The organism is Roseibium sp. SCP14 (assembly GCF_040329475.1).
GTDB lineage: Bacteria > Pseudomonadota > Alphaproteobacteria > Rhizobiales > Stappiaceae > Roseibium.
In genome coordinates, this window is record NZ_JBDZYH010000014.1 from 78,705 (window position 1) to 100,169 (window position 21,465).

A 21,465-nucleotide genomic window follows, 5' to 3' on the forward strand; every position below is an offset into this window, starting at 1 on the left:
GTGCCCCCCAGCAGGTCACTCCATCAGGAACACCTGCTCCATCATGGACCACTGGTCACCTTCGTTGCGGGTTGCCAGCGGCTCCTGACACGGGTCCGTCAGGGTCCACCAGTCACGTGTTTTCGGGTCATTTGCCATTTCCGCCATATCGGCGGCAAAATCGGAGCCGTGATATTCCCAGTATCCGAACAGGATGTTCTCCGGCTCGCGCAGAAAGATGGAATAGTTCCGGATGTTGCTGCGCTTGATCTGGGCAAGAACCTCAGGCCAGGCGTTTGCATGCAGCCGTTTGTATTCCTCAATCTTTTCAGGTTTGATCCCGATCATCATTCCCATGCGCTGCATCAGGCGGCCTTCCGAACGTCGTGGTGAACGAGTTCCAACTTCGAAATTACATCCCAATCCCAGTCAATTCCCAACCCCGGTTCCCGGGACGGTATCCCGTGCCCGTCGACAACCTGCATCTGACTTTTTGTGACGCCGTCGAGCTGGGGAATGTACTCAAGCCATTTCGCGTTCGGCACAGCGCAGATCAATGGCAGATGAAGCTCCATCAGGAAGTGGGGACAGACGGCAATGTTGAAGCACTCCGCCGTGTGAGCAACCTTGAGCCAGGGAGTGATGCCGCCTATGCGGGCAACGTCCACCTGCACGATTGAGGCAGCCCCCAGCTGCATGTAGTCCTTGAACTGGCTCTGCGAATACATGCTTTCGCCTACTGCTATGGGAACATGTGAGCGGCGAGCCAGCTCGACATGGGCAGCGATATCATCAGCCGGCATCGGCTCCTCGAACCAGGCAATGTTCAGCTCATCAAGCATGCGCGCTGCGCGGATGGCCTGCGCAATGTCGTAGTTCTGATTGGCGTCGACCATGATTTCATAGTCATCGCCAACGGCCTCGCGCACCTTGGTCAGACGACGGCGGTCCTGAACCAGATATTCCGAACCGATCTTGATCTTCGAGCCCTTGAAGCCTTTCTCCTTGGCCGCCAGGGCATTCTCCACCAGCTCGTCTTCAGTGAAGTACATCCAGCCGCCTTCGGTGGTGTAGAGACGCATCTTGTCCCGAACGCCTCCGGCTGCCTTCCAGAGAGGCAGGCCGTTCTTGCGACAGTTCAAATCCCACAAGGCGGTGTCGATCGCGGCCAGAGCGAGAGAGGTAATTGCCCCTACCGCGGTAGCATGGGTCTGGAACAGCAAATCACGCCAGAGCTGCTCAAAACGCGTTGGATCCTTGCCGATCAGTGCAGGGGCAAGCGTGCGCTCCAGAAGTGAGACGACCGCCGGTCCACCGGTACCGATCGTATAAGTGTATCCAGTCCCGACAGCGCCATCACTGTCATGAATGATGACGATGGGGGTTTCCTGGCTGACGAAGCTCTGGATCGCATCCGTCCGGGTGATCTTGGGAACAAGATCGATCATCTTTATTTCGACGCGGGTGATTGTTGCCATCTCAGTTGCTCCGGATTGCGTTTGTGGTTTCGGCGTCAAACACATGCGCCTTGTCCAAGGTGAGGCGGAACGTCATGCGTTCGCCCGGGGCCACCGGACGGGGGTTCAGCATCTTGCCCTGAACCTCCGTATCGGCGAGATCTGCAAAGAGGATCGTTTCGGTGCCAAGCGGTTCCGACAGATTGATGGTCAGCTCTATCTCCGCCCCCTCGCCGTCTTCAGACACCCCATGTCCGACCGGGTTGAGATTGTCTGCGCGAAAACCGAATTGAACCTTCTGCCCGGCAAAAATATCGCGACGGGCAGAAGACGGGACCGGGATCTCCTGCTCATCGGATAGGCGAATGGTGCTGTTTTGGGTGATGACCCCGTCGACAATGTTCATTGGTGGCGATCCTATGAACGTTGCCACGAATGTATCGACGGGTGTGTTGAACAGCTCCAGCGGTGTCCCGACCTGAATGATGTGACCATCGCGCATCAGGACGATCCTGTCGGCCAGGGTCATGGCCTCGACCTGATCATGCGTGACGTATACGATCGTGTTGCCGACCTTCTGGTGCAACTTCTTTATCTCGACCCGCATTTGGGTGCGCAATTTTGCGTCGAGGTTCGAGAGCGGTTCATCAAACAGGAAGACATCCGGGTGCCGCACAATCGCCCGGCCCATGGCAACGCGCTGGCGTTGCCCGCCTGACAGCGCGGCAGGCTTGCGATCCATCAGTTCATCAAGCCCCAGTATAGCTGCAGCCTCCTTGACCGCGTCGTCAATTTCGGCTTGCGGGCGTTTGGCGATCTTCAGCGAAAATCCGAGGTTCTCACGGACGTTCATGTGCGGGTAAAGGGCGTAATTCTGGAACACCATTGAGATATTGCGCTCGCGCGGAGGCAGATCGTTGACCACTCTCCCGCCGATAGCAACATTGCCGTCGGAGATTTCCTCAAGCCCTGCGATCATCCTGAGTGTGGTGGATTTGCCGCAACCCGAAGGGCCGACCAGCACGACGAACTCACCATGCTGGATATCTAGATTGATGCCATGAACGGCCTGATGATGGCCATAACGTTTGACGACATTGCTCAGTGTAACTTCGGTCATGGATTATCCTTTGACGCCGCCGAAGGTCAGGCCGGCAATCAGGTGTTTTTGAACGATGAAAGTGAGGATGAGGGCCGGCAGGATCATGAGCACGGCAAGTGCACACATTCCACCCCAGTTGATCGTGAATTCGGCCGTAAAGTCGAGGAGGCCCACTGGCATCGTTTTTGATCCGACGGAACGGGTGAGCTGTGATGCCAGAGCAAATTCGTTCCAGGAAGTGAGGAAGGCGAAAATGGCAGCAGAGGCGACACCGGAGCGTGCGACTGGAAACTCCACCTTCCAGAAGGCCTGCCAGCGCGTACAGCCGTCTATCTCAGCTGCCTCATGCAGCTCCTTCGGTATTTGCCGGAAAAATCCATCCGTCAGCCAGATCGTGAAAGGTACGTTCATCGCCACATAGGCGAGGATCAGTCCGAAATGCGTGTCGATAATGCCGACACGGGCAAACACGATGAAAAGTGGCAGCGATAGGGCTACGCCCGGAACCGCCCGGAACAGCATCAAGCCGACAAAGTAGCCCGACTTGCCCTTGAAACGATATCGGGCAAAGGCATATCCGCCAGACATGCCGATGAGAATGGCGATGAAGGTCGATACGACGGAAACGATCAGTGAATTGCGGAAATAGCTGAACACCGGCACCCCGCCTTCACCCGCACCGGCAAACATCGCCTGGTAGTGTTCAAGCGTGAAACTGGGTGACCAGACAGGCGGTTTGGCCATGATCTCGACCGTCGGCCGGAACGAATTCAGCACGATCCAGAGACCCGGGATACAGATGATCGCCATGATCAGGAAAAGACCGGCAAAATGAAGGCCCTTCAGGATACGGCGGCGATTGCGATGTGATTGATTGCGATCCATTGCCTTATCCAGCCATGCCCAATTCGGCGCGTGCGGCGCTCAGTTTTTTGAAGAAATAGACCGTGAACACGATCGACAGCAGGATCGACACGTATCCCATGGCATTGGCAAGACCCATTTTGGCATCGACGTAACCGGTCCGGCTCATAAGGGTCCAAAGCAGTTCCGTCCGGCGGGCCGGACCGCCGCCGGTCATGATCTGCACGATGTCATAGGCTCGTGCCACGTCGAGGCTGCGAATGGTCATGGCTATGAAGATGAACGGCATCAGGAACGGCAACGTGATGTGACGAAAGCTTTGCCAGGGTGTGCAGCCGTCCACCTTTGCCGCTTCGAGTGGATCGCGTGGCATGGCGAACAGACCGGCCAGAATGAGAATTGCGAAGACCGATGTGCTCATCCAGATTTCGGCAAACAGGATCGAAAACAGCGCCAGCCTCCCGTCGACCAGCCAGGGTAGAGCCGCATTTGTGAGGCCTGTCGACTGGAGAATGTTGTTCACCAGCCCGACATTGTCGTTGAAAATGAACTTGAACTGGAACCCCACGAGAATGGGCGAGAACATCATGGGGAACATCAGGATCGTCCGCAGAGTTCGCTGGCCCCAGGTCACCTTGTTCACCATCAGGGCAATGCCCAGCCCGAACAGCATTTCCAGGTTAAGCGCAATGGTCAGCACCAGAATGGTTCGGCCAAACGCCGCCCAGAACTTCCAGTCTTCAAGAATGCGTTCGTAGTTGCGCGTCCCGATCCACTTCCAGAGCGAAGACGGACGGGTCAGCTTGTAAGGTGTAAAGCTGGAATAGAGTGAAAACAGGAGCGGTATCAAAACCACGACCGCAATGACTATGATTGCAGGCAGCAGCAACAAAAACCACTCTGGCAGGCGGCGGCGCATATTAAGTCCTCTCACAGAACCTTTTGTATTTGGGTGGCTGGCGCGCATTGAAAGCGCGTCGCCCAGCCAGGAATTGAAACCCTGCTAGCGGCTCAAATCCATCTTCTCTTCTTTCGACCTTCGCAGTTGCTTTTTCTCAGTCTGCCTGTGCCCCTGTTTCAGGACATCGCTAGCATGTCGTTGGCGTCGGTACTCGAAAGCGCATTCGCGCAGTTTTGGACACACGTCATCACCAGGGCACGGAAATCCCGGCCTTTCGTGCAAGATGTCAAAACAAACGGAGGGCATTCTTGGGTGTTTGGTTTGCCCGGCCGAGGTTTCCGGTGAGAGAACCCCGGCCGGGTTAAGCGGCCTCTAGTAGTGACCTGCGTCCTGCATCATTTCATCGACTTCTTCAGCCGCATCGTTCAACGCCTGCTCGACGCTTTTGTCGCCGACAATCGCCGCCTGCAGCTCCGGGAAGACGATGTTTGTGCTTTCCACCCATTCCGCAATCGGAGGAACCGCGAAAGCATACTTGGCGCCTTCTGCGAAAGCGGCCAGAGCTTCTGCGCGGAACGCATCATCGCCTGCATTGGCCTTGGCCAGGTTGGCTTCCCAGACGGCAGAGCGGGTCGGCAGCGAACCGCCTGCACTTTCGGCAAGCTGGCTTTCCTCGCTGGTCAGGAAGCGTACAAGCGATGCGGCGACTTCCTTGTGGGCGCAGTCGCTGGTAACGGAAAAGCCGTGATGTCCGGACCAGCCGGTGCGTGTAACGCTGCCCATTGGCTGAACGGCTACGCCGACATTTCCGGCAGCCTTCGAGGACGCGGGATCATTGAAGAAGCCCGCCCATCCCGGCCAATCCAGGTTGAGAGCAACCGTCCCGGAAGCAAAACCCTGCCCCAGGTCATCCCAGACGTAACTGGTGGTACCAGCAGGCACTGCCTTGGCTTGGTAAAGATCCACAAACCACTGGAGTGCACGTTGACCGGCTTCGGAATTGAATGCGGGACGAAGGTCGTCACCGAGATATTGACCGCCTTCAGCCACCAGCATTTCGTAAAACCGGCCAACGATCGCCTCATCCTTACCGGCATATTGCGTGCCATAGAAGTTGGGCGGGTTGGCAAAGAAGATCGCCTGATCCTTCACCTGTTCCCAGGTTTCCGGAGCGGCCAGCGGATAACCGTATTTCACCTCGAAGGCCTTGGCCTTTTCCGGGTCTTCGTAATTCGACTTGAGATAGTAGAGTACGGAGACGTCAAACTGGGCGCGCGGCAGCATCAGGAGATCTCCGCCAACCGTTGAAGCCTTGATGTTTCCGGGTACGAACTCCGCGATTTCTTCAGCCGGAACGAAATCGGCCAGATCGACATAGAGCCCTTCATACTGCGGGGCAAAGGACGAATGGTTGGATCCGACGCACCAGGATGTTGTGCCGGCCGCCATGTCTGATTTCACTTCCTTGTCGATTTCGAAATGGCTCTTCTTGGAGATGATATTGACCTTGGCTCCGGTGGCAGCCTCCCAATCGGCGATTCGGCCATAAAGGCCCTCATACTGCTGGCCACCGATCAGCTTGGCGTCAATTTCGACGCCCGGAAAGCTGCCATAGTCCGCTGCAACTCCCAATTCCGCAAATGACACCAGCGCAGAACAAGCGGCTAACGCTCTGAAAATATTGGATTTCATGTGATTTCCTCCCATTCAGGGCAACGCAAACTGCTCGTCGGCAACCCTCAATATTCATAAATAAAACATTTATTCGGATTTAAATCAAGCCTTGACCTGCAGCTGGAATTTTCGGTAGAAATCAGGAAACAAAAGAATGGGAAAATCAGCCATGCCTAATGAGCCAGACGCCAAGTACCGCGCACCCGCGCTGGAAAAGGGCCTGGATATCATCGAGCTTCTGTCGGAATGTCAGGATGGTCTTTCACAAAGCGAGATTGCTAGGGCGCTGGAACGGTCCCAAAGCGAAATCTATCGGATGCTTTCCACGCTTGTGCGCCGGGGCTACGTTTCCCGAAACAACGGTGATCGCTATTCACTCAGTCTGAAGCTTTTCTCGACGGCACAAAGATTTTCGCCGATCGAACGGCTCCTTGAAGTCGCCCTGCCGATGATGCGTCGGGCGTCGCGCAAGGTCTGGCAATCGTGTCACATCGGCATGGAAACCGGCGGCTCGATCGTTATCGTGTCGTCGGTGGAAAGTCCTGGAAACTGGGGCATGGCCATTCGTACAGGATCGGTGATCGGTTTGTGCAATACCGCGACCGGACGGATCCTGGCGGCATTTCGCAGCGAAGAAGAACTGAAGGAACTGATCAGGACCCACCCACGTGCGGTCGGCGAGCCGGAGTTGGACGAGAAGAAGTTCCGATCGGAGCTGCAGCTTGTTCGCGACCTCGGCTATTACAAGGAAAAGTCGGAGACCACGCGGGGCATCACCAATCTGAGTTTCCCGATTTTTCATCCCTCAGGCGAAATCGCAGCGGCATTGAGCTGTCCGTTCCTTGAGCGCGTGGACAGTCTGCGCACGGCTGATCTTGAAGAAACCGAAAACGCCTATCGCCAGGTCGCTGAAGACCTCACGGCCTATTTCCGCGGCGAACTGACGATCGAAGAAGACGAGCAATGAACCGTGCCGGTTTTCCGAAGCGGTCGCTTGCCGGAAGTGGACTGACGATCCCGGTTCTGGGGTTTGGTGGAGCGCCTCTTGGCGGGCTGTTGCAAGCGAATGACCACGGCGAGACCCACGCCATGCTGTCGGAAGTGCGTGGGGCAGGATACCGGTATTTCGACACGGCCCCTTTCTACGGGTTGGGCCGGTCGGAACGGATGATCGGGGATCTGCTGCGCGGCACCGACTATCTGTTGTCCACCAAGGTGGGGCGGCTGCTCGAACCCGGGGCTCACGACAATCCTTCTTCGCTCGGCTGGCCCGACCCTTTGCCGTTTCAACCCGTCTTTGATTATTCCTATGACGGGGTCATGCGTTCATACCAGGAAAGCCTGCAGCGGCTCGGCCTTGACCGCATCGACATGCTGTTTGTTCACGACATTGGCGAGATGACCCATGGAAGCCGTAACGATAAGCATTTCAATGATTTGAGAAGTGGCGGATATCGGGCGTTGGAAGAATTGCGCAGCGCCGGGGATGTAAGGGTCATTGGCCTCGGCGTAAACGAAACGCAGGTTTGCCGGGATGCGCTGGCGATTGGAACCTGGGATGTGTTCCTTCTGGCAGGTCGATATACGCTCCTGGAACAGCAGCCACTCGATAACCTCTTTCCGGAATGCGCTGCGGCAGGAACGTCGATCATCGTGGGCGGCCCCTACAATTCCGGAATCCTGGTCGGTGGATCTACGTGGAATTATGGCGACGCACCTCCGGAGGTCATAGCGCGCGTGGAGGCGCTTTCCGCCTGCGCCAAGCGTCACGAAGTGTCACTGCCATCGGCGGCGCTTCAGTTTCCTCTTGCCCATCCTCTTGTCGTTTCGGTTATTCCAGGCCTTCGAAATCGGGCGGAGTTGCAGCAGACCCTTGATTGGACTGCGGCCCCAATACCGGCAGCGTTTTGGCAGGAACTGAAGGACAACAAGCTGTTGCATCCCGACGCCCCCACCCCAAACCAAAATCCATTTCAGAAGGTGTGAACCATGCGGATTGACGCTCATCAGCATTTCTGGGCGCTTGCCCGCGGCGACTATGGTTGGCTGACACCCGAACTGACCGAGATCTATCGCGATTTTCTGCCCTCTGACCTGTCTCCCCTGCTTCAGCAGGCCGGGGTTGAAGGTACGATTCTGGTGCAGGCAGCCCCTACTGTTGCAGAAACAGAGTTCATGCTGTCGCTCGCCGACAAACACGATTTCATCAAGGGAGTGGTCGGCTGGGTTGACTTTGCAGATCCGGCTTCGGTTTCGATCATCGACAGATTCATGCAGCATCCAGCGTTTGCGGGTCTGCGCCCGCTTATTCAGGACATCGAAGATACGGACTGGATGCTGCGCTCTGACCTAGCACCAGTCTTCGAAGCGCTAATTGAGCGGAATTTGAGCTTTGATGCTCTGACGCTGCCACGTCACCTGAAAAATCTGCGATCACTTCTTGCCCAATATCCGGATATGCGGGTCGTGATCGACCATGGCTCCAAGCCTTTGATCCGCGACGGGGTGATTGACGGTTGGGCTCAGGACATGGCGGCGATTGCTTCAGATACTTCTGCCTACTGCAAACTTTCCGGTTTCGTGACCGAAGCTGCAGACGACTGGACGGTCGAAGACCTGAAGCCTTACGTTGATCATCTCCTGTTCACTTTTGGTCCGGATCGATTGATCTGGGGCAGTGACTGGCCTGTCTGCACGCTTGCCTGTGAGTATGCTCGATGGGTCGAAACGACAGAAACGCTACTTGCGGATCTGAACGAGACCGAGCGGGATGCAGTTCTTGGCGGGAATGCGGCGACTGCTTACAAATTGCGAAAGTGATCGCCGGCTCAACTGATCTTAATGCCGGAATTTGACGCGAAACCTGAATGCACACAGCCATGAGTTCCAAGCCGTAGACTGAAAACGTTCCTTCAGCCTCTGAAGCGCGTCAATCCAGATGAAAAACTTCTTCCATGGACGCCCACCATTCATTCGGCTTGCGGCTTTCCAGCGGATTTTGCATCGGTCCGCACAGCTGCCACCATTCCTGAGTTACGGGGTCGGCGGCAATCGCCGCCTTGTCGGCGTCGAAATCATCACCGGTATATTCCCAGTAACTGAACATCAGGTTTTCCGGCTCTTTCAGGAAGATGGAATAGTTGGTGATATTCGACAGCTTTAATCGCTCGAGGACCTTTGGCCACACGGCGGCATGCAGCTCTTTGTATTCATCGACCTTGTCCGGTTGGATGCCGATGACCATTCCCATTCTTTGCATAGGCTGTGTCCAAAGCTTGAGTGATGTGCAGCAGGCGAACCTGCCCCCTTTGAGAGCGGTCAATCAGTTGGTTCCGGAGTTGGAGGAAGTCGATAGAATTCAATCGCCGTATCAGCGTAGATGTTTTGCCGGATCTCTGCAGAGTGTCTTGCGAGTTCTGTTTCAGTAATGGCGTACCAGGTTGCGTAGGGTGCGCATTCTTCCAGGACAGGCCAATCACTTCCCCACATGGTGCGGGAAGGGCCAAACGTTTGAATGATGTGATCGACATAAGGTGACAGTCCTTCGAGTTTAGCTCCCTCAGGCATGCCCGCCAGCAAACCGGACAGTTTGCAGAACACATTCCTGTTCTGGCTGAGCCTGGAAATCTCCAACGCCCATGAACTGAAGGCGTCCTGCCGAATTTCGGGCTTGCCTCCATGATTGACGACAATCCTCAGATTCGGGTGGCGCTGGGCCAACTCCGTGACCACCGGCAAGTGGATCGGGCGAATGAGCGCATCGAAGGATAAATCGAGCTCAATCAGTGTTTCAAACACTGGTGCAAATCCGGGGTTCAGCACCCAATCGGGCGCAGCCTGCATCTGCATCATGCCTCGGATCCCCACCAGAAAGGGTTTCAGCGACAGTTGGCTCAACTGAAGAACAGCGTTCTCAGCTTCAAAGTCGACCCACCCGACCACCCCAGCGACAAAGTCGGTTTTGGCTGCGAGCTCCAGCAGAAACTCCGATTCCGCGACAGAGGGCGTTGATTGCACGAGGATGGTCTTGTCGATGCCGGCTTCTTTCAGAAGCGGATCGAATTCAGCCGGCATGAAAGTGCGGTGGAGTTTCGGCCTGGCATCCGACAGCCAGTCATAGCCTCCGCGCGAAAGGTCCCAAAGGTGATGATGCGCATCTATGCGCATCATTTGGTCGCCCCTGCAGTCAATCCCGAAACAAGCTTTCTCTGCAGCGGCAGAAACAGAAGAAGCGTCGGAACGGTGGCGACGACAGAACCTGCCATGACCGCTCCCCAATCAACCTGAACGTCACCGAAGTACTGATAGAGACCGAGAGGGATGGTTTTTGCATCGTTGTCCGTGATCAGCGCAAGCGCCAGCAGGTATTCGGACCAGCTTTGCAGAAAACCGAACGTCCCGGCTGCGACGATCCCGGGCCACATGATCGGCAGAATAATATAGATCACGACCGTGAAGCGCGAAGCGCCGTCGACAATCGCCGCTTCGTCGAGGCTTTTTGGAATCGTCGTCAGGTATCCAACCATCAGGTAGATCGTGAACGGTGTGATGAAAGCGGTGTAACAGAGAATGAGACCGATCTGACTGTTGATCAGCCCCGCCCGGGCGAACAGGATGAAGATCGGGTTGACCAGAATGATCCAGGGAAAGAACTGCCCCCCCATGATGGATCCGAACACCAGACTCCTGCCCCGAAACCGGAACCGGGACAGACAATAGGCAGCAAACAGGGAGATCATGCAGGCCAGCACAGTCGCGGTAATGCAAACCAGCAGCGAATTGAACACGTAGATGAAATATCCGTCCTTGAAGATGGATAAATAGTTGCGAAACGTCCATTCCGCTTCTGTCGCGACCAGGGAAACCGAGAGGCTCTCGAAAGAGCCTTTGAAGACATAGACCGCGGGCGCAAGCAGGAACACGGCAAACAACAGAAAACCAATCAGAAGCGCGCCGTTTTCAGCTGCATTTGCGAGCGGGTTTGTGGATCTTTGTTTCATGACTTAGCCCACTTTGTCCTGCATTTCATTGAGACCGAAATATCTGAAATAGAGCGCCCCGAAGACCGCCATGGCCACGGCCATCGTGACACCGATCGCGGCCGAGTATCCGATACGCAAATCGATGAAGGCCTTAATGTAGACCTCCGTTGCCAGAACGTTCGTGTAGGTTCCAGGGCCGGCGCCGGTTGTGAGCCAGACATAGACGAAGTTGTTGAATGTCCAGATGATACTCATGAGCGTCAGGACCGAGATCGTCGGCATGAGGTAAGGCAGCGTGATGAAGCGGAACTGTTGCCAGCGATTGGCTCCGTCGATTGCCGCCGCCTCATTCAGGTCCTCGGGAATCGTCTGAAGAGCAGCCAGCAACGAGACGCCAATCAGGGGCGTGGTGTTCCAGACAATAATTGTGATGATGGATGGCCAGACAGTTGTCAGGTCTGCCGTGAAGGCGATCGGATCTGAAATCAGTCCCGTCTTCAAGAGCCAGGAATTGATCGGTCCATGGGTCGGATCAAACAGCCAACGCCAGGCGATCACCGCCACGACCGGTGGGGTCGCCCACGGCACGAGCAGAATGAGCCGGGCGATTGTGGTCAGGCGCATGTTTTTCAGGAATCTGGAGTTCAGCAACAAGGCGAACAGCAGACCAAGAAAAATGCGGCAGGCGACGGAAATTGCGGTCAGCCAAAAAACCGTATTGATAGCGATGTCGAACAGCGATGAGCTCGACAAAAAGTCTGCGTAGTTTTCAAACCCGACAAAATCCCCCCCTTTTCGAAGCTTCAGCAGCGTCATATCCGTGAAACTCAGTTCGAGGTTGTAAAGTGTCGGATAGAGGTAGAAGCCAACCAGGATGAGAAAAGTCGGCAGCAGCATCGCAAATACAGTGAAGCGTCTGCGTTGATTTGGCGAAAGCGTCATTGACTGCCCGTGTCTCCGCAAAAGGCGACGGGCAAGGCAACAGCCTTGCCCGGTGGATTTCTTATTTTTCCAGCATACGGTTGATTTCGGCAATCAACTCCTCAGCGGCGTCTTCCGGTGGCGTCTGACCGGACAGAGCCGTGCCGAAGGACCGTGAAGTAAGGTTCCAAAGCGGGCCGACACCGACACCACTTTCAGCATAGGCTCCCCAGGTCCGGGTGTTATTCGCCAACTGGGTCGAGAAGCCTGTTTCTTCCTTGCGGTACTCGATCTGATCCAACAAGGACTTCTGGGCCGGAAACTGGTTGGTGTAGTACTTCTCGAATAGCGGAGCCGATGCGAGATACTGCAGGAGTTTCCAGGATTCCTCCGGATATTCCGTATTGGAGTTCACGACCAGTGTGCGGCCACCCAAGTGGGTTTTGGGGCCTTCCGTGCCTTCCATCAGAATGCCGGACGTGAACGGAACAGGTTCTCCGGAGTAGGTCTCTTCGTAGGCCGAGAGCAGCTGCCGGTATGTGTTGGTCGGCATCATCGCAATAGCCTGATTGCCTTCAAGCAATGCCTGCAGCAAAGCAGGATCGTGCGGCTGGTCGATCGACAGGATCGAACGCGGGGCCAGACCATCATCGATGTAGCCCTTGAAGTAGTTCATTGCGTTCGCAACCTGATCCTCGGTCACACCGACCTGAAACCCACCTTCACCATCAGACTCGATAAAGTTCCCGCCGTTGGACCAGATATAATAGTTGACCGGAAACCACATCTGGTTGGCAGCAGCGAAGGCGAAGCCTGTTTTGCCGGTTTTTTCCTTGATGGTTTCGCTGACTTTTCTGAGATCTGTCCAGCTTTTCGGCAATGCTTCTATGCCGGCTTCCTCAAGCACATCCGTGCGATAGACGACGGCCCAGGTGTCGGCTGTCCACGGCACGCCATAGGCCTTGCCGTCATACATGGTCAGGTCGGTTGCAATGAAATCATCAAAGCCGTTTGCGAATTCGCCGTATTGCGTCAACTCGTCCAGCGGCAGTACCGCGCCGGCTTCCGCCATTTCCTGTGTCCAGACAAAAGCGATATGGACCACATCCGGTCCTTGCCCGACAGCTGCTTCTCTCAGGAACTGGTCGCGGGAATCCTTCCATGCGATGGTTTGAAGCTCAACCTTGATCCCAGGATTTGCTGCCTCGAACTCATCAAGAGCGGCACGCATTTCCTTCCGTTCGCTGTCATTGAAACGCAATGAGATTGTTGCATCCGCCCAGGCGTTGCTCATTCCCATGAGCAATGCCACCGCAGAGACCATCAGTCCCGTTCCAAACCTTCTGTTCATTTCATTTCCTCCCGTAAGTATTCATTTTCGGATGTCTTCAGAAGCGATGGAAAAGCGGTGCATTGCTTCCTGATCCGGCTCAAAACCGATCCCCTCTCCAGGAGGAATGCGCACTTTGCCATCCATTGTCTTGAGATCAATTGAGCCCAATTCGGTACGTAGTGGATTTCGATTGGCGTCGAGCTCCACTCTTCCTTCACCGCCAATCGCACCCAATGTGTGCAAGGATGCGGCCAGTCCAACAGCGGTTCCCATGTAATGCAGGGTGCAGCCGGCTCCCCGGTTCAAGGCGTACCGGCCGACATCCAGCGCTCCGCTGATGCCTCCCCACTTGGCGACATCCGGTTGAATGACACCAAGGGACTGTTGATCGACGTGTCTTTTGAAGGCGGCTGCGGATGTGATGTTTTCACCCGCTGCCAACGGCGGAGCCGCTGTCCTTGCCAGCCTCTTCCAGTCGGAGAGCGGCGCCAGAGCCAAAATTGGCTCCTCCACGAAACTGACATCAAACTGTTCCAGGCCTGCAATCGCGGATGCCGCCTCGCCCACGCTCCATTTCTGATTTGCGTCCACGAACAGCTGCATTTGTGCTTTGTCGTTGGCGCGAAACCGCTCAAGAACATCAGCATCGCCTGAGCGGTCAAAGCCGATCTTGATCTTGACGCCGGTATGACCGTCTTCGGTCAATTTTGGAGCCAGATCTTCTGCATTTTCAGTTCCGGGAGAACTTGCATAAACCTTGGCATTCCGGGCATTCGGGGCACCAAGAAACCCAGCAAGCCCCATGCCTGCTCGCCGGGCGGACAGATCTGCAGCCGCAATATCCAATGCCGCGAGACAATGTGCGAAGGGCCCCCATTCGCCTGTATGGATCATCATTCTGCAGAGTCTTTTCTCCAAGGCAGGTCTCAGGTCATGCCAGGAAGAAACTTCGGCATCAAAGAGGGCAGGCGCGATCGGATCACGAAGCAGGGAAAGTTTCGCGAGGTTCCCTTTGGGCGGGTAGTTGCACCAGGCTTCTCCCCAGCCATACGCCCCATCGGAAGCCGTGATCTTGATAACCAGGCCGCACCTCACAGGCATCAGAGCCAGAGTCGACACCGGCCCGCCATCGACCCGGCTTGCGAGCGCATAAGCCTCAATGCGCTCGATCTCAAGCGCTGATTTTATGGGATGGAAACTCGTGCTTTCTGTATTCATAAGAAATCGATAACTGATTAATCAGTGATTGTCTACTGCTAAATATGTGTTGACTTAGTGCTGTCATTCCTGATTAAAATGCAGTAATCCTAGTTGAGATTGGCTCGCACCCCGTGCGCCAACAGCAACAATTTGGACAAAACTGGGTTTCTCATGTCACGCGTCGCCGCATATCAGCATTTCAAGGAAAGGCTCTTGTCGGGTGAACTCTCGCCGGGCCAGTTCATTACGCAGAAGGAATTCGCAAACCTGGCTGGCGTACCAGTGGGCACGGCCCGCGAAGCCATTCAGAAGCTGGAGCATGAATCGCTGCTCAAAGTGCACCCTCAGCGTGGCATTCAGATCGCCGATATCACGACCAAATTTATCCGGGAAGCTTTTGGTCTGAGGAAGTTTCTTGAAGTTCAGGCCGTCCTGAATTTTGCGTCCGGCGAATATGAAGATGTCGTAAGCGACCTGATCGAAAAAACCACAGAAGTCCTGGAGAACTCCAAGACAGATCAGTCGGAAGAAGTGCTCGAGCGGGCGGTCGAGGTTGATTGGGAGATGCATGACAAGATCATCGAGGAATGCGACAATGATCTTCTCACCGAAGTTTATCAGATAAACGCCGCCAGATTGCGCCTGATCAAGGTCAGCAATCGGATGACGCCAAAGCGCGCCATCGAGGCGTTGGGCGAACACCTCACCATATTGAACCACTGCCTGGCGCAGGATGGGCCTAAAGCTGCAGAAGCGCTTGGCGAGCACATCGACATTGCGATGAATCGCGCATTACGAGGAAAATAACGAAACAATGTCCCACATAGACATCAATTCAGCTGTCAAAGCCTATGGCAGTTTGCAAGTCATCCACGGCATCGATGCTCAAATTGAAGATGGAGAATTTGCTGTTCTTGTGGGGCCTTCGGGGTGCGGAAAGTCGACTTTGCTGCGGATGATCGCGGGCCTGGAAGATATCTCGGGAGGAGAGATCTCCATCGGCGGGCGCGTCGTGAATGACCTTTTGCCCAAAGAGCGTAACATAGCAATGGTGTTTCAGAACTACGCACTCTATCCGCATATGACTGTTGCTGAAAACATGGGTTTTTCGCTTCGCCTGCAAAAGGCCAGCAAGGAAACCATCCGTACTGCCGTCGACAGAGCCGCGAAGATTCTCGGGCTTGAACAGTTGCTTGAGCGATATCCCGGACAGCTTTCCGGAGGTCAACGTCAACGGGTGGCAATGGGCAGAGCCATCGTCAGGGATCCGACCGTCTTTTTGTTTGATGAACCTCTTTCCAATCTGGACGCCAAACTACGCGTCAAGATGAGAGCGGAAATCAAATCGCTACATCAGAAACTGAAGACCACGATCGTTTATGTCACGCACGATCAGATCGAAGCCATGACCATGGCTGACAAGATCATAGTCCTTGAGGGCGGTAATATTTCCCAGATCGGTTCGCCGCTCGAGTTGTATGACCATCCGGCCAATCGATTTGTCGCGACGTTTATCGGCTCCCCCTCGATGAACATTTTACCTGCGACCGTGGCTAGTGAAAAAGAAGTTGTTCTGGAAGATGGGCAGGTGCTCCAACTCGAGAACTCATTTCCGGCGAGCCGCAAAGTGAATGTGGGCATAAGACCCGAACATTTATCGCTTTCTCACGATGGCGAGTTGTACGCGGTGGTTGAACTGGTCGAGCCTACAGGCGCCGAAACACTGCTTAATCTCAGAGTTGGAAAAACCGAAATTCTGGCGAGTGTCAAAGAACGTGTCGACTATGAGACAGGAACACCGGTGCGTCTGACATTTGACAAGGGCAGACATCATTTCTTCTGCGACGATACAGGAGAAGCTATCTGACCCCGGAACTCTTTGAGGCAAAGCGACGCCGCGACTTTCAATTGTAAAAAAGGCCGGCGTTAAATGCGATGAGCGGTCCACCAGAATAGTTCGGCAAATCGCGCAATGTCATTTGCCGACACCTGGGACTACGAAAAACTGAAACCACCCCAATGGGTTTCCCTCACGGTCTTGCGGCTGTGAGAACGATCGACGTGTAGCCGATCACAACTGAACAATCCCCTCGAACACTTAACAGACAATCAGAGATATCTCATGATCCACAGCCGTCCGATACTCTCCGCAAACCTTCAGTTGACCTCGGTATCCTTCGGTTGCAGCGCAATCGGCAACCTCTACCAGGAGATCACGGACAGCTCGGCGAACAAAGTTCTGGAGCGCGCCTGGGAGCACGGCATTCGCTATTTCGATACGGCTCCTCATTACGGACGAGGTCTTGCAGAAGTTCGGCTAGGGCGCTTTCTAAAGTCCAAGGCCCGGTTTTCATTCGTTGTGTCTACCAAGGTCGGCCGTGTGCTGAGGCCCGGATCTGCCCGCGATGAGGCCGACGGGTTCATCAATCCCTTGCCATATGAGAGGCACTACGACTACAGCGCCGCCGGTTTTGAGGAAAGCCTTGCAGGAAGCCGGGAAAGACTTGGAATTGACAAGATCGACCTGGTCTACATTCACGACATTGGGGAACGTACCCATGGCGCGGATAACGGGCGACATCTTCGGGACCTGATGGATACCGGCCTTCCTTATCTCGCCAAGCTGAAATCAGAAGGAAAGATCTGCGGCTTCGGATTGGGTGTGAACGAAAACGAGATTTGCGTCGATATCCTTCGAGAACATTCGCTCGATGTGATCCTTCTCGCTGGCCGCTGGACACTTCTGGACCGAAGCGCTGAAGATCGTCTTGTTACCCTTTGCCAGGAGCGGGGGACCAGTTTGGTGCTCGGCGGAGTTTTCAATTCGGGCATTCTGGCAACAGGCCCCGTCGAGGGAGCGCATTTCGACTACAAGCCCGCCAGTCCGGAAATTCTGGCAAAAGTGGGTGAACTGGCCAAAGCTTCAGAGAAATTTGATCTGCCTCTGGCAGCGGCGTCGTTGCAATTTGCCTATTCCCGAGGTGGTGTTGCGAGTGTTCTGGTCGGCACAGCCAACCCGAATTCTTTGAGCAGAAACATTGCTGCGCTCAAAACGCCGATTGATGAGAAGACATTGTCATTCATATCCTCAGCAATGAAACGATAACATCGTTCGTTTCAGCGCCAATTCGAACACTTGCTTGAAATCCATTCTCGCGAGCAAGATGGCTGACCTGAGAGAATTCACGGCTAATCTGGTGCTTCAAAACCTTTGCTGCAAGGAACCTTGCCGGGTCAGATCGGCGCTTCGATCGCACATTGGCACCTGTGCGACAATCACGAGAACCTGAAGAGATTTCGCGGCAACTCCCAGCTGGCAAACGGTTGAAAGGCGTGGAATAAAATCAATATCCGGAAAAAAGGGCACCGAAGCTGCGAACATCCGAGTTCGAAAGGTCAGCTCGGGCCACCTGCACTAACCAACTGAAAATAGCGAATTCATCTGGAAAACCGCAGAATTTTGTCGATCACCAGATGTGGCTCTTTGCTCACTTTTCCCAATGCGGAACCCAATTTCCTTCGAGTTGAAGAGAAATGTCGGCGGCGTCTTCTTCCAGTTTTACAACGTGAAGTTCCCCCTTGTCTCCGCCATAGGTTACTCGTGCCAGTTCGAACCGGTCGCGCACAAGACGGGTCATTGGAGCTGCAGTCCCGGCTGTGTCGCAAGCTGACACAATCAGGTCGAGGTCCTTCTGACACAAGTCCAGAGTAAAGGACGGATCGTAGTGCCCGGCAAACACGGAAGGAGCGTCATGATGCAGGCACCAGCTTTCACTTGCGCCAATCTTCAGAGCATCCCAGGCACTGCGCAAATCGACACCGGATTTAACTGCCATGACCAGAGCTTCCCCCATGGCTGCAGCATGTATGGCCCACAGCTGGTTGCTCGCCAGCTTCGTAATCGATCCACTGCCGCTAGGGCCCATGTAATGCACGGGGCCCATCAACTCCATCACTGGGCGCACGCGCTCGACTACGGCCTCATCTCCTCCTGCGAACTGGGTCATGTTGCCATTTCGGGCGCCATCCACAGCGCCTGTTACAGGCGCATCAATAGCTTGAGCGCCGGTTGCGGCTACGCGAACTGCCAGGTTTCGAGCCAGTTCAGGTTGATTGGTCGTCATGTCGATCCAGACCTGACCTGCCCCAATTGCCGACAACACTCCGTCAGGCCCACAGATGACTTGCTCAATCTGTTTGGGTCCGAACACCATTGTAAAAACAATGTCCGTTTCGATGGCAGCTTCGGCGGGAGTGTCCGCCCATTTTGCGCCCAGTTCGAGGTGCTTTTCACCACGTGTCTTATCCAGATCGCATACCGTCAGCTGGTGACCACCTCTGATCAGATTTAACGCGGCTGCACCCCCCATGGTTCCAAGCCCGATAAAACCTATACGCATGACGACATCCTGATCTTGAGTAACGGAAGAGCACCAATGAACGAAACAAGGACTACTGGATGCCGAGCGCCAACACCTGTTCCGTTGACAACACAGTGGCGAATTCGCCTTCAATATTTGCAAGCGAGATAGAATGGATTTGTTCAGCGCTATGCGTGACACCATCGGGACCGGTTGCGGCATAAGCCCAAACCGCATCAGAGACGTAGATTGCGTCAAATCCCAGATTCCCTGCCATGCGCGTTGTGGTCTCCACGCAATGATTTGCCGTGGCACCGCACAGGACGAGACGTTCTATGTTGTCGGCGCGCAGGTCCTTTTCCAAAGTGGTTCCTATGAAGCTGCTGCTGACGTTCTTGATATACACCGCCTCGCCAACTGCGGGAGCCGCAAGGGGTTGAACGGCCGCCCCCGGGGCTTCGGCATTGAACGGGTCGTCAGCATCAAGGCCGTGATGGTGTATATGGATGACCGTCCCATCCAGGTCTCGAAACGTTTGCAGGAGAGTGGAAATGTTGTTCCCCGCATCAGGGCATGAGCGTTCTGCGCCAGCCTCATCGTCATGCGCGAGAGCCATTTGCACATCAATAACCAGAAGTGCTGTTTTCATCGGTTTTCTCCAGGTAAATTCGCAGCGACTTGTCAGAGGCGAGAACGTCTTTCCGCCAGGATACGTTCGACTCTTTTGCCGTAGATCCGGATATTGACGTCATCATCCAACACCGTTCCGGGCTCTTCGCTGTAGGTTAGAATTGCGGTCACGCGTGGCTGGCTGCCTACCACCTCGGTCACGCCGTGCAGCGAGTAGCCTCCGCGAAAGAGTGTGAATGCTCCCGCACCGCGACTGAATGTCTTCGCTTTCGACATGTCACCGTTCAGGAGGCTGATGACCGCCTCGTAATCTTCCGTGTCATCCGTGCGAGAATTCGGAATGAACGTGAATTCCCCACCCTTTTCGGCAGCCTGCAGCAAAAGCGTAACCGTGCATTCCGTGGTGTCATAGTGCCAGGCGTGCCAGCTTCCCGGTTGCAATGCGACGACGTTCAGCGCCTGAAACTCGTCTGCACATCGATAGAGAGTTTTCTTCTTTTGCACCTGACGGACAAAGTTAGTCAGAATCTCGGATTGATAGAGTTGCTGAAGGAGTGTTTCCGGTGGGATCTGATCGTCGGCCAGTTGGGTGGCAACATGCATGTATTCCCTCAACCGTGGATCATCGGCGGGAGCATTCGGATCGACTTCACCCTGATAGATGGTTCGCCTGATCGTCAGTGTTTCCGCTGTTGGCAAGAGGTTATTGGTCTCATTTGCCAAGGCCTCAAGTGCGTCTTCTCGGATGAACCCATCAAAATTGCACCAGCCGCATTCTTCCATCTGCTCCTGGCAAGATCGCAAGAATTCCGCGCCCCTACCTTGGCTCAGATCGGCAATTGGATACCGATCCAGATCAATCAGGTTGAGCGCCATATCCAGATGCCCGTTGAATGCAGCTGCCATGTGACTTTCTCCCCCGGTGCCGAAGAATCAGGACGCTGAAATGTGCAAACTCAGCGACTGAATTTGTTCTCCGACATTTTTGACACGAGAGAATGCAAAAGAATAATAGATTAATCCTGCTCTATGAGCATAATTTATTTATGGATGACCTATGGACACTAACCTGAACCTCAATTGGCTGCGAAGTTTTGAATCCGTCGCTCGTCTTAGTGGGTTTACCGCGGCCAGCAAGGAACTTGGCTTGACGCAAACTGCAGTCAGCCAGCACATCAAAGCGCTGGAAGTGAAACTGGGTCATGACTTGTTTCTACGGCGAGCAAAGAGTGTCGAACTAACCGAAATCGGAAAAGCCTATCTGCCGTCTGTCCGGAACGCCCTGGAAACATTAAGCCTTTCGACCAACGGGCTGTTCGGCCCGAACCTGAAAAACACAATTGTTGTACGTGCCTCTATGGCAATGATCTTGTGGCTGGCACCCAGACTGCAGACATTTCAGCAGTCTGAACCGGGAATAAGCATCAAGTTCGTCACCGCCATCTGGGTTGATGCTCGAGACGTGCAGAGTGTCGATGTCGACATCGTCCTTGCACCCGACAGATATGTGCAGCAGTCGCTGGAGAAACTGAGCGACGAAGTCATTGTGCCGATTTGCGGTTTGGAGACTGCCGGCTCCATCGGTTCCGTTGCTGATCTGAAAAAAATCAGTCCAATTCACATTCAGGGGTTTGACGATCATTGGGCCCGTTATCTGTCAGCTTTTGATCTTGAACATAATAGCGTATCCAACAGATTGATCGTCGACACCTCGGTTGCAGCCACGGAAATGGCGGCGGCAAATTTGGGATGCGCGGTACTAATCGAACGCTTTGCTTCAAATGCAGTCACAAGAATGCAACAAGTTAAGATTGTCGGGGAACCCGTGGCGCTTGGTCAGGCGCATTATCTGGCGAACCGCCCCGTAACAAGGGAAAAGAAGTTCGCCGCGGACGCATTCAAACACTGGCTGCGCGCCCAGTTCTCGAATGCTGGTGAGGAATTCCACCTCACTCACCAGCGCAGGCGTCTGGAATCAACGACAACACAATGAACGGTCAAAGGACCAAAGACCGCTCGCCAGACCTTGCCTTCCTGTAAACCCTGAGTTTCAACCAGCAC

General features: G+C 54.7%; 22 protein-coding genes. 7 read left to right on the top strand and 15 right to left on the bottom strand.

Annotation, left to right across the window (positions count from 1 at the left end; translation table 11 throughout):
* Positions 1-15: 15 nt before the first annotated feature.
* The 6 genes from ABLQ08_RS31380 to ABLQ08_RS31405 all read right to left on the bottom strand — a co-directional run bounded on the left by ABLQ08_RS31380 (position 16) and on the right by ABLQ08_RS31405 (position 5,995).
* Positions 16-345, bottom strand: coding sequence for an L-rhamnose mutarotase (locus ABLQ08_RS31380; protein ID WP_352950712.1), 330 nt, complete (start codon positions 343-345; stop codon positions 16-18).
* A complete protein-coding gene (locus tag ABLQ08_RS31385) occupies positions 345-1,457 on the bottom strand; it encodes a mandelate racemase/muconate lactonizing enzyme family protein (RefSeq protein WP_352950713.1) in 1,113 nt (370 codons plus the stop codon). Before ABLQ08_RS31385 ends, ABLQ08_RS31380 begins: the two co-directional genes overlap by 1 nt.
* Before the next feature lies 1 nt (position 1,458).
* On the bottom strand, positions 1,459-2,556 hold the full coding sequence (locus tag ABLQ08_RS31390; RefSeq protein WP_352950714.1) for an ABC transporter ATP-binding protein: 1,098 nt from the start codon (positions 2,554-2,556) through the stop codon (positions 1,459-1,461).
* A 3-nt stretch (positions 2,557-2,559) separates the two neighbouring features.
* Positions 2,560-3,423, bottom strand: coding sequence for a carbohydrate ABC transporter permease (locus ABLQ08_RS31395; RefSeq protein ID WP_352950715.1), 864 nt, complete (start codon positions 3,421-3,423; stop codon positions 2,560-2,562).
* A 4-nt stretch (positions 3,424-3,427) separates the two neighbouring features.
* Positions 3,428-4,321 carry a carbohydrate ABC transporter permease gene (locus ABLQ08_RS31400; protein WP_352950716.1) on the bottom strand — a complete coding sequence of 298 codons (894 nt, stop codon included), beginning with the start codon at positions 4,319-4,321 and terminating at the stop codon, positions 3,428-3,430.
* Between the two features lie 354 nt (positions 4,322-4,675).
* Positions 4,676-5,995, bottom strand: coding sequence for an extracellular solute-binding protein (locus ABLQ08_RS31405; RefSeq protein ID WP_352950717.1), 1,320 nt, complete (start codon positions 5,993-5,995; stop codon positions 4,676-4,678).
* 151 nt (positions 5,996-6,146) lie between these two features.
* On the opposite strand from ABLQ08_RS31405, the gene ABLQ08_RS31410 reads away from it, so the two are divergent.
* From ABLQ08_RS31410 to ABLQ08_RS31420, 3 genes are read left to right on the top strand one after another with little or no spacing between them, the layout of a single operon-like run.
* Entirely contained in the window at positions 6,147-6,944 is a 798-nt protein-coding gene (locus ABLQ08_RS31410) for an IclR family transcriptional regulator (protein WP_352950718.1), read from the top strand.
* Complete coding sequence (locus ABLQ08_RS31415; RefSeq protein ID WP_352950719.1) at positions 6,941-7,963, top strand: aldo/keto reductase; 1,023 nt, start codon at positions 6,941-6,943, stop codon at positions 7,961-7,963. The genes ABLQ08_RS31410 and ABLQ08_RS31415 overlap by 4 nt, the downstream gene beginning before the upstream one ends.
* Before the next feature lie 3 nt (positions 7,964-7,966).
* Positions 7,967-8,797 (top strand): amidohydrolase family protein, encoded by an 831-nt coding sequence (locus ABLQ08_RS31420; protein ID WP_352950720.1) that lies wholly within the window; start codon positions 7,967-7,969, stop codon positions 8,795-8,797.
* A gap of 109 nt (positions 8,798-8,906) precedes the next feature.
* Here the strand turns inward: ABLQ08_RS31420 and ABLQ08_RS31425 are convergent, their stop codons facing one another.
* The 6 genes from ABLQ08_RS31425 to ABLQ08_RS31450 all read right to left on the bottom strand — a co-directional run bounded on the left by ABLQ08_RS31425 (position 8,907) and on the right by ABLQ08_RS31450 (position 14,431).
* Positions 8,907-9,236: an L-rhamnose mutarotase gene (locus ABLQ08_RS31425; protein WP_352950721.1), complete on the bottom strand. Its 330-nt coding sequence runs from the start codon at positions 9,234-9,236 to the stop codon at positions 8,907-8,909.
* Between the two features lie 59 nt (positions 9,237-9,295).
* A complete protein-coding gene (locus tag ABLQ08_RS31430) occupies positions 9,296-10,147 on the bottom strand; it encodes an amidohydrolase family protein (RefSeq protein WP_352950722.1) in 852 nt (283 codons plus the stop codon).
* Positions 10,144-10,977, bottom strand: a complete 834-nt coding sequence (locus tag ABLQ08_RS31435; protein ID WP_352950723.1) for a carbohydrate ABC transporter permease — start codon at positions 10,975-10,977, stop codon at positions 10,144-10,146. Before ABLQ08_RS31435 ends, ABLQ08_RS31430 begins: the two co-directional genes overlap by 4 nt.
* A gap of 3 nt (positions 10,978-10,980) precedes the next feature.
* Positions 10,981-11,901: a carbohydrate ABC transporter permease gene (locus ABLQ08_RS31440; RefSeq protein ID WP_352950724.1), complete on the bottom strand. Its 921-nt coding sequence runs from the start codon at positions 11,899-11,901 to the stop codon at positions 10,981-10,983.
* A 61-nt stretch (positions 11,902-11,962) separates the two neighbouring features.
* Positions 11,963-13,231 (bottom strand): ABC transporter substrate-binding protein, encoded by a 1,269-nt coding sequence (locus tag ABLQ08_RS31445; RefSeq protein ID WP_352950725.1) that lies wholly within the window; start codon positions 13,229-13,231, stop codon positions 11,963-11,965.
* A 21-nt stretch (positions 13,232-13,252) separates the two neighbouring features.
* Positions 13,253-14,431, bottom strand: coding sequence for an enolase C-terminal domain-like protein (locus ABLQ08_RS31450; RefSeq protein ID WP_352950726.1), 1,179 nt, complete (start codon positions 14,429-14,431; stop codon positions 13,253-13,255).
* Positions 14,432-14,584: 153 nt separating this feature from the next.
* On the opposite strand from ABLQ08_RS31450, the gene ABLQ08_RS31455 reads away from it, so the two are divergent.
* The 3 genes from ABLQ08_RS31455 to ABLQ08_RS31465 all read left to right on the top strand — a co-directional run bounded on the left by ABLQ08_RS31455 (position 14,585) and on the right by ABLQ08_RS31465 (position 17,519).
* Entirely contained in the window at positions 14,585-15,220 is a 636-nt protein-coding gene (locus tag ABLQ08_RS31455; RefSeq protein WP_352950727.1) for a GntR family transcriptional regulator, read from the top strand.
* A gap of 7 nt (positions 15,221-15,227) precedes the next feature.
* On the top strand, positions 15,228-16,280 hold the full coding sequence (locus ABLQ08_RS31460; protein ID WP_352950728.1) for an ABC transporter ATP-binding protein: 1,053 nt from the start codon (positions 15,228-15,230) through the stop codon (positions 16,278-16,280).
* Between the two features lie 255 nt (positions 16,281-16,535).
* Positions 16,536-17,519: an aldo/keto reductase gene (locus tag ABLQ08_RS31465; protein WP_352950729.1), complete on the top strand. Its 984-nt coding sequence runs from the start codon at positions 16,536-16,538 to the stop codon at positions 17,517-17,519.
* A 382-nt stretch (positions 17,520-17,901) separates the two neighbouring features.
* On the opposite strand, the gene ABLQ08_RS31470 is transcribed toward ABLQ08_RS31465, so the two are convergent.
* Genes ABLQ08_RS31470 through ABLQ08_RS31480 form a run of 3 tightly spaced genes read right to left on the bottom strand, consistent with a single transcriptional unit; the run spans position 17,902 to position 20,310 of the window.
* Entirely contained in the window at positions 17,902-18,813 is a 912-nt protein-coding gene (locus tag ABLQ08_RS31470) for an NAD(P)-dependent oxidoreductase (protein ID WP_352950730.1), read from the bottom strand.
* Between the two features lie 52 nt (positions 18,814-18,865).
* Positions 18,866-19,423 (bottom strand): isochorismatase family protein, encoded by a 558-nt coding sequence (locus ABLQ08_RS31475; protein WP_352950731.1) that lies wholly within the window; start codon positions 19,421-19,423, stop codon positions 18,866-18,868.
* 32 nt (positions 19,424-19,455) lie between these two features.
* Positions 19,456-20,310 carry a HalD/BesD family halogenase gene (locus tag ABLQ08_RS31480; RefSeq protein ID WP_352950732.1) on the bottom strand — a complete coding sequence of 285 codons (855 nt, stop codon included), beginning with the start codon at positions 20,308-20,310 and terminating at the stop codon, positions 19,456-19,458.
* A 151-nt stretch (positions 20,311-20,461) separates the two neighbouring features.
* Here ABLQ08_RS31480 and ABLQ08_RS31485 point away from each other — a divergent pair, with 151 nt between their 5' ends.
* Positions 20,462-21,397, top strand: a complete 936-nt coding sequence (locus ABLQ08_RS31485) for a LysR family transcriptional regulator (RefSeq protein ID WP_352950733.1) — start codon at positions 20,462-20,464, stop codon at positions 21,395-21,397.
* Positions 21,398-21,465 lie beyond the last annotated feature (68 nt).

Excerpts from the sequence above, each read along its gene's own strand:
- ABLQ08_RS31380 (WP_352950712.1), bottom strand. The coding sequence starts at position 345 with ATGCAGCGCATGGGAATGATGATCGGGATCAAACCTGAAAAGATTGAG.
- ABLQ08_RS31385 (WP_352950713.1), bottom strand. The coding sequence starts at position 1,457 with ATGGCAACAATCACCCGCGTCGAAATAAAGATGATCGATCTTGTTCCC.
- ABLQ08_RS31390 (WP_352950714.1), bottom strand. The coding sequence starts at position 2,556 with ATGACCGAAGTTACACTGAGCAATGTCGTCAAACGTTATGGCCATCAT.
- ABLQ08_RS31395 (WP_352950715.1), bottom strand. The coding sequence starts at position 3,423 with ATGGATCGCAATCAATCACATCGCAATCGCCGCCGTATCCTGAAGGGC.
- ABLQ08_RS31400 (WP_352950716.1), bottom strand. The coding sequence starts at position 4,321 with ATGCGCCGCCGCCTGCCAGAGTGGTTTTTGTTGCTGCTGCCTGCAATC.
- ABLQ08_RS31405 (WP_352950717.1), bottom strand. The coding sequence starts at position 5,995 with ATGAAATCCAATATTTTCAGAGCGTTAGCCGCTTGTTCTGCGCTGGTG.
- ABLQ08_RS31410 (WP_352950718.1), top strand. The coding sequence starts at position 6,147 with ATGCCTAATGAGCCAGACGCCAAGTACCGCGCACCCGCGCTGGAAAAG.
- ABLQ08_RS31415 (WP_352950719.1), top strand. The coding sequence starts at position 6,941 with ATGAACCGTGCCGGTTTTCCGAAGCGGTCGCTTGCCGGAAGTGGACTG.
- ABLQ08_RS31420 (WP_352950720.1), top strand. The coding sequence starts at position 7,967 with ATGCGGATTGACGCTCATCAGCATTTCTGGGCGCTTGCCCGCGGCGAC.
- ABLQ08_RS31425 (WP_352950721.1), bottom strand. The coding sequence starts at position 9,236 with ATGCAAAGAATGGGAATGGTCATCGGCATCCAACCGGACAAGGTCGAT.
- ABLQ08_RS31430 (WP_352950722.1), bottom strand. The coding sequence starts at position 10,147 with ATGATGCGCATAGATGCGCATCATCACCTTTGGGACCTTTCGCGCGGA.
- ABLQ08_RS31435 (WP_352950723.1), bottom strand. The coding sequence starts at position 10,977 with ATGAAACAAAGATCCACAAACCCGCTCGCAAATGCAGCTGAAAACGGC.
- ABLQ08_RS31440 (WP_352950724.1), bottom strand. The coding sequence starts at position 11,901 with ATGACGCTTTCGCCAAATCAACGCAGACGCTTCACTGTATTTGCGATG.
- ABLQ08_RS31445 (WP_352950725.1), bottom strand. The coding sequence starts at position 13,231 with ATGAACAGAAGGTTTGGAACGGGACTGATGGTCTCTGCGGTGGCATTG.
- ABLQ08_RS31450 (WP_352950726.1), bottom strand. The coding sequence starts at position 14,431 with ATGAATACAGAAAGCACGAGTTTCCATCCCATAAAATCAGCGCTTGAG.
- ABLQ08_RS31455 (WP_352950727.1), top strand. The coding sequence starts at position 14,585 with ATGTCACGCGTCGCCGCATATCAGCATTTCAAGGAAAGGCTCTTGTCG.
- ABLQ08_RS31460 (WP_352950728.1), top strand. The coding sequence starts at position 15,228 with ATGTCCCACATAGACATCAATTCAGCTGTCAAAGCCTATGGCAGTTTG.
- ABLQ08_RS31465 (WP_352950729.1), top strand. The coding sequence starts at position 16,536 with ATGATCCACAGCCGTCCGATACTCTCCGCAAACCTTCAGTTGACCTCG.
- ABLQ08_RS31470 (WP_352950730.1), bottom strand. The coding sequence starts at position 18,813 with ATGCGTATAGGTTTTATCGGGCTTGGAACCATGGGGGGTGCAGCCGCG.
- ABLQ08_RS31475 (WP_352950731.1), bottom strand. The coding sequence starts at position 19,423 with ATGAAAACAGCACTTCTGGTTATTGATGTGCAAATGGCTCTCGCGCAT.
- ABLQ08_RS31480 (WP_352950732.1), bottom strand. The coding sequence starts at position 20,310 with ATGGCAGCTGCATTCAACGGGCATCTGGATATGGCGCTCAACCTGATT.
- ABLQ08_RS31485 (WP_352950733.1), top strand. The coding sequence starts at position 20,462 with ATGGACACTAACCTGAACCTCAATTGGCTGCGAAGTTTTGAATCCGTC.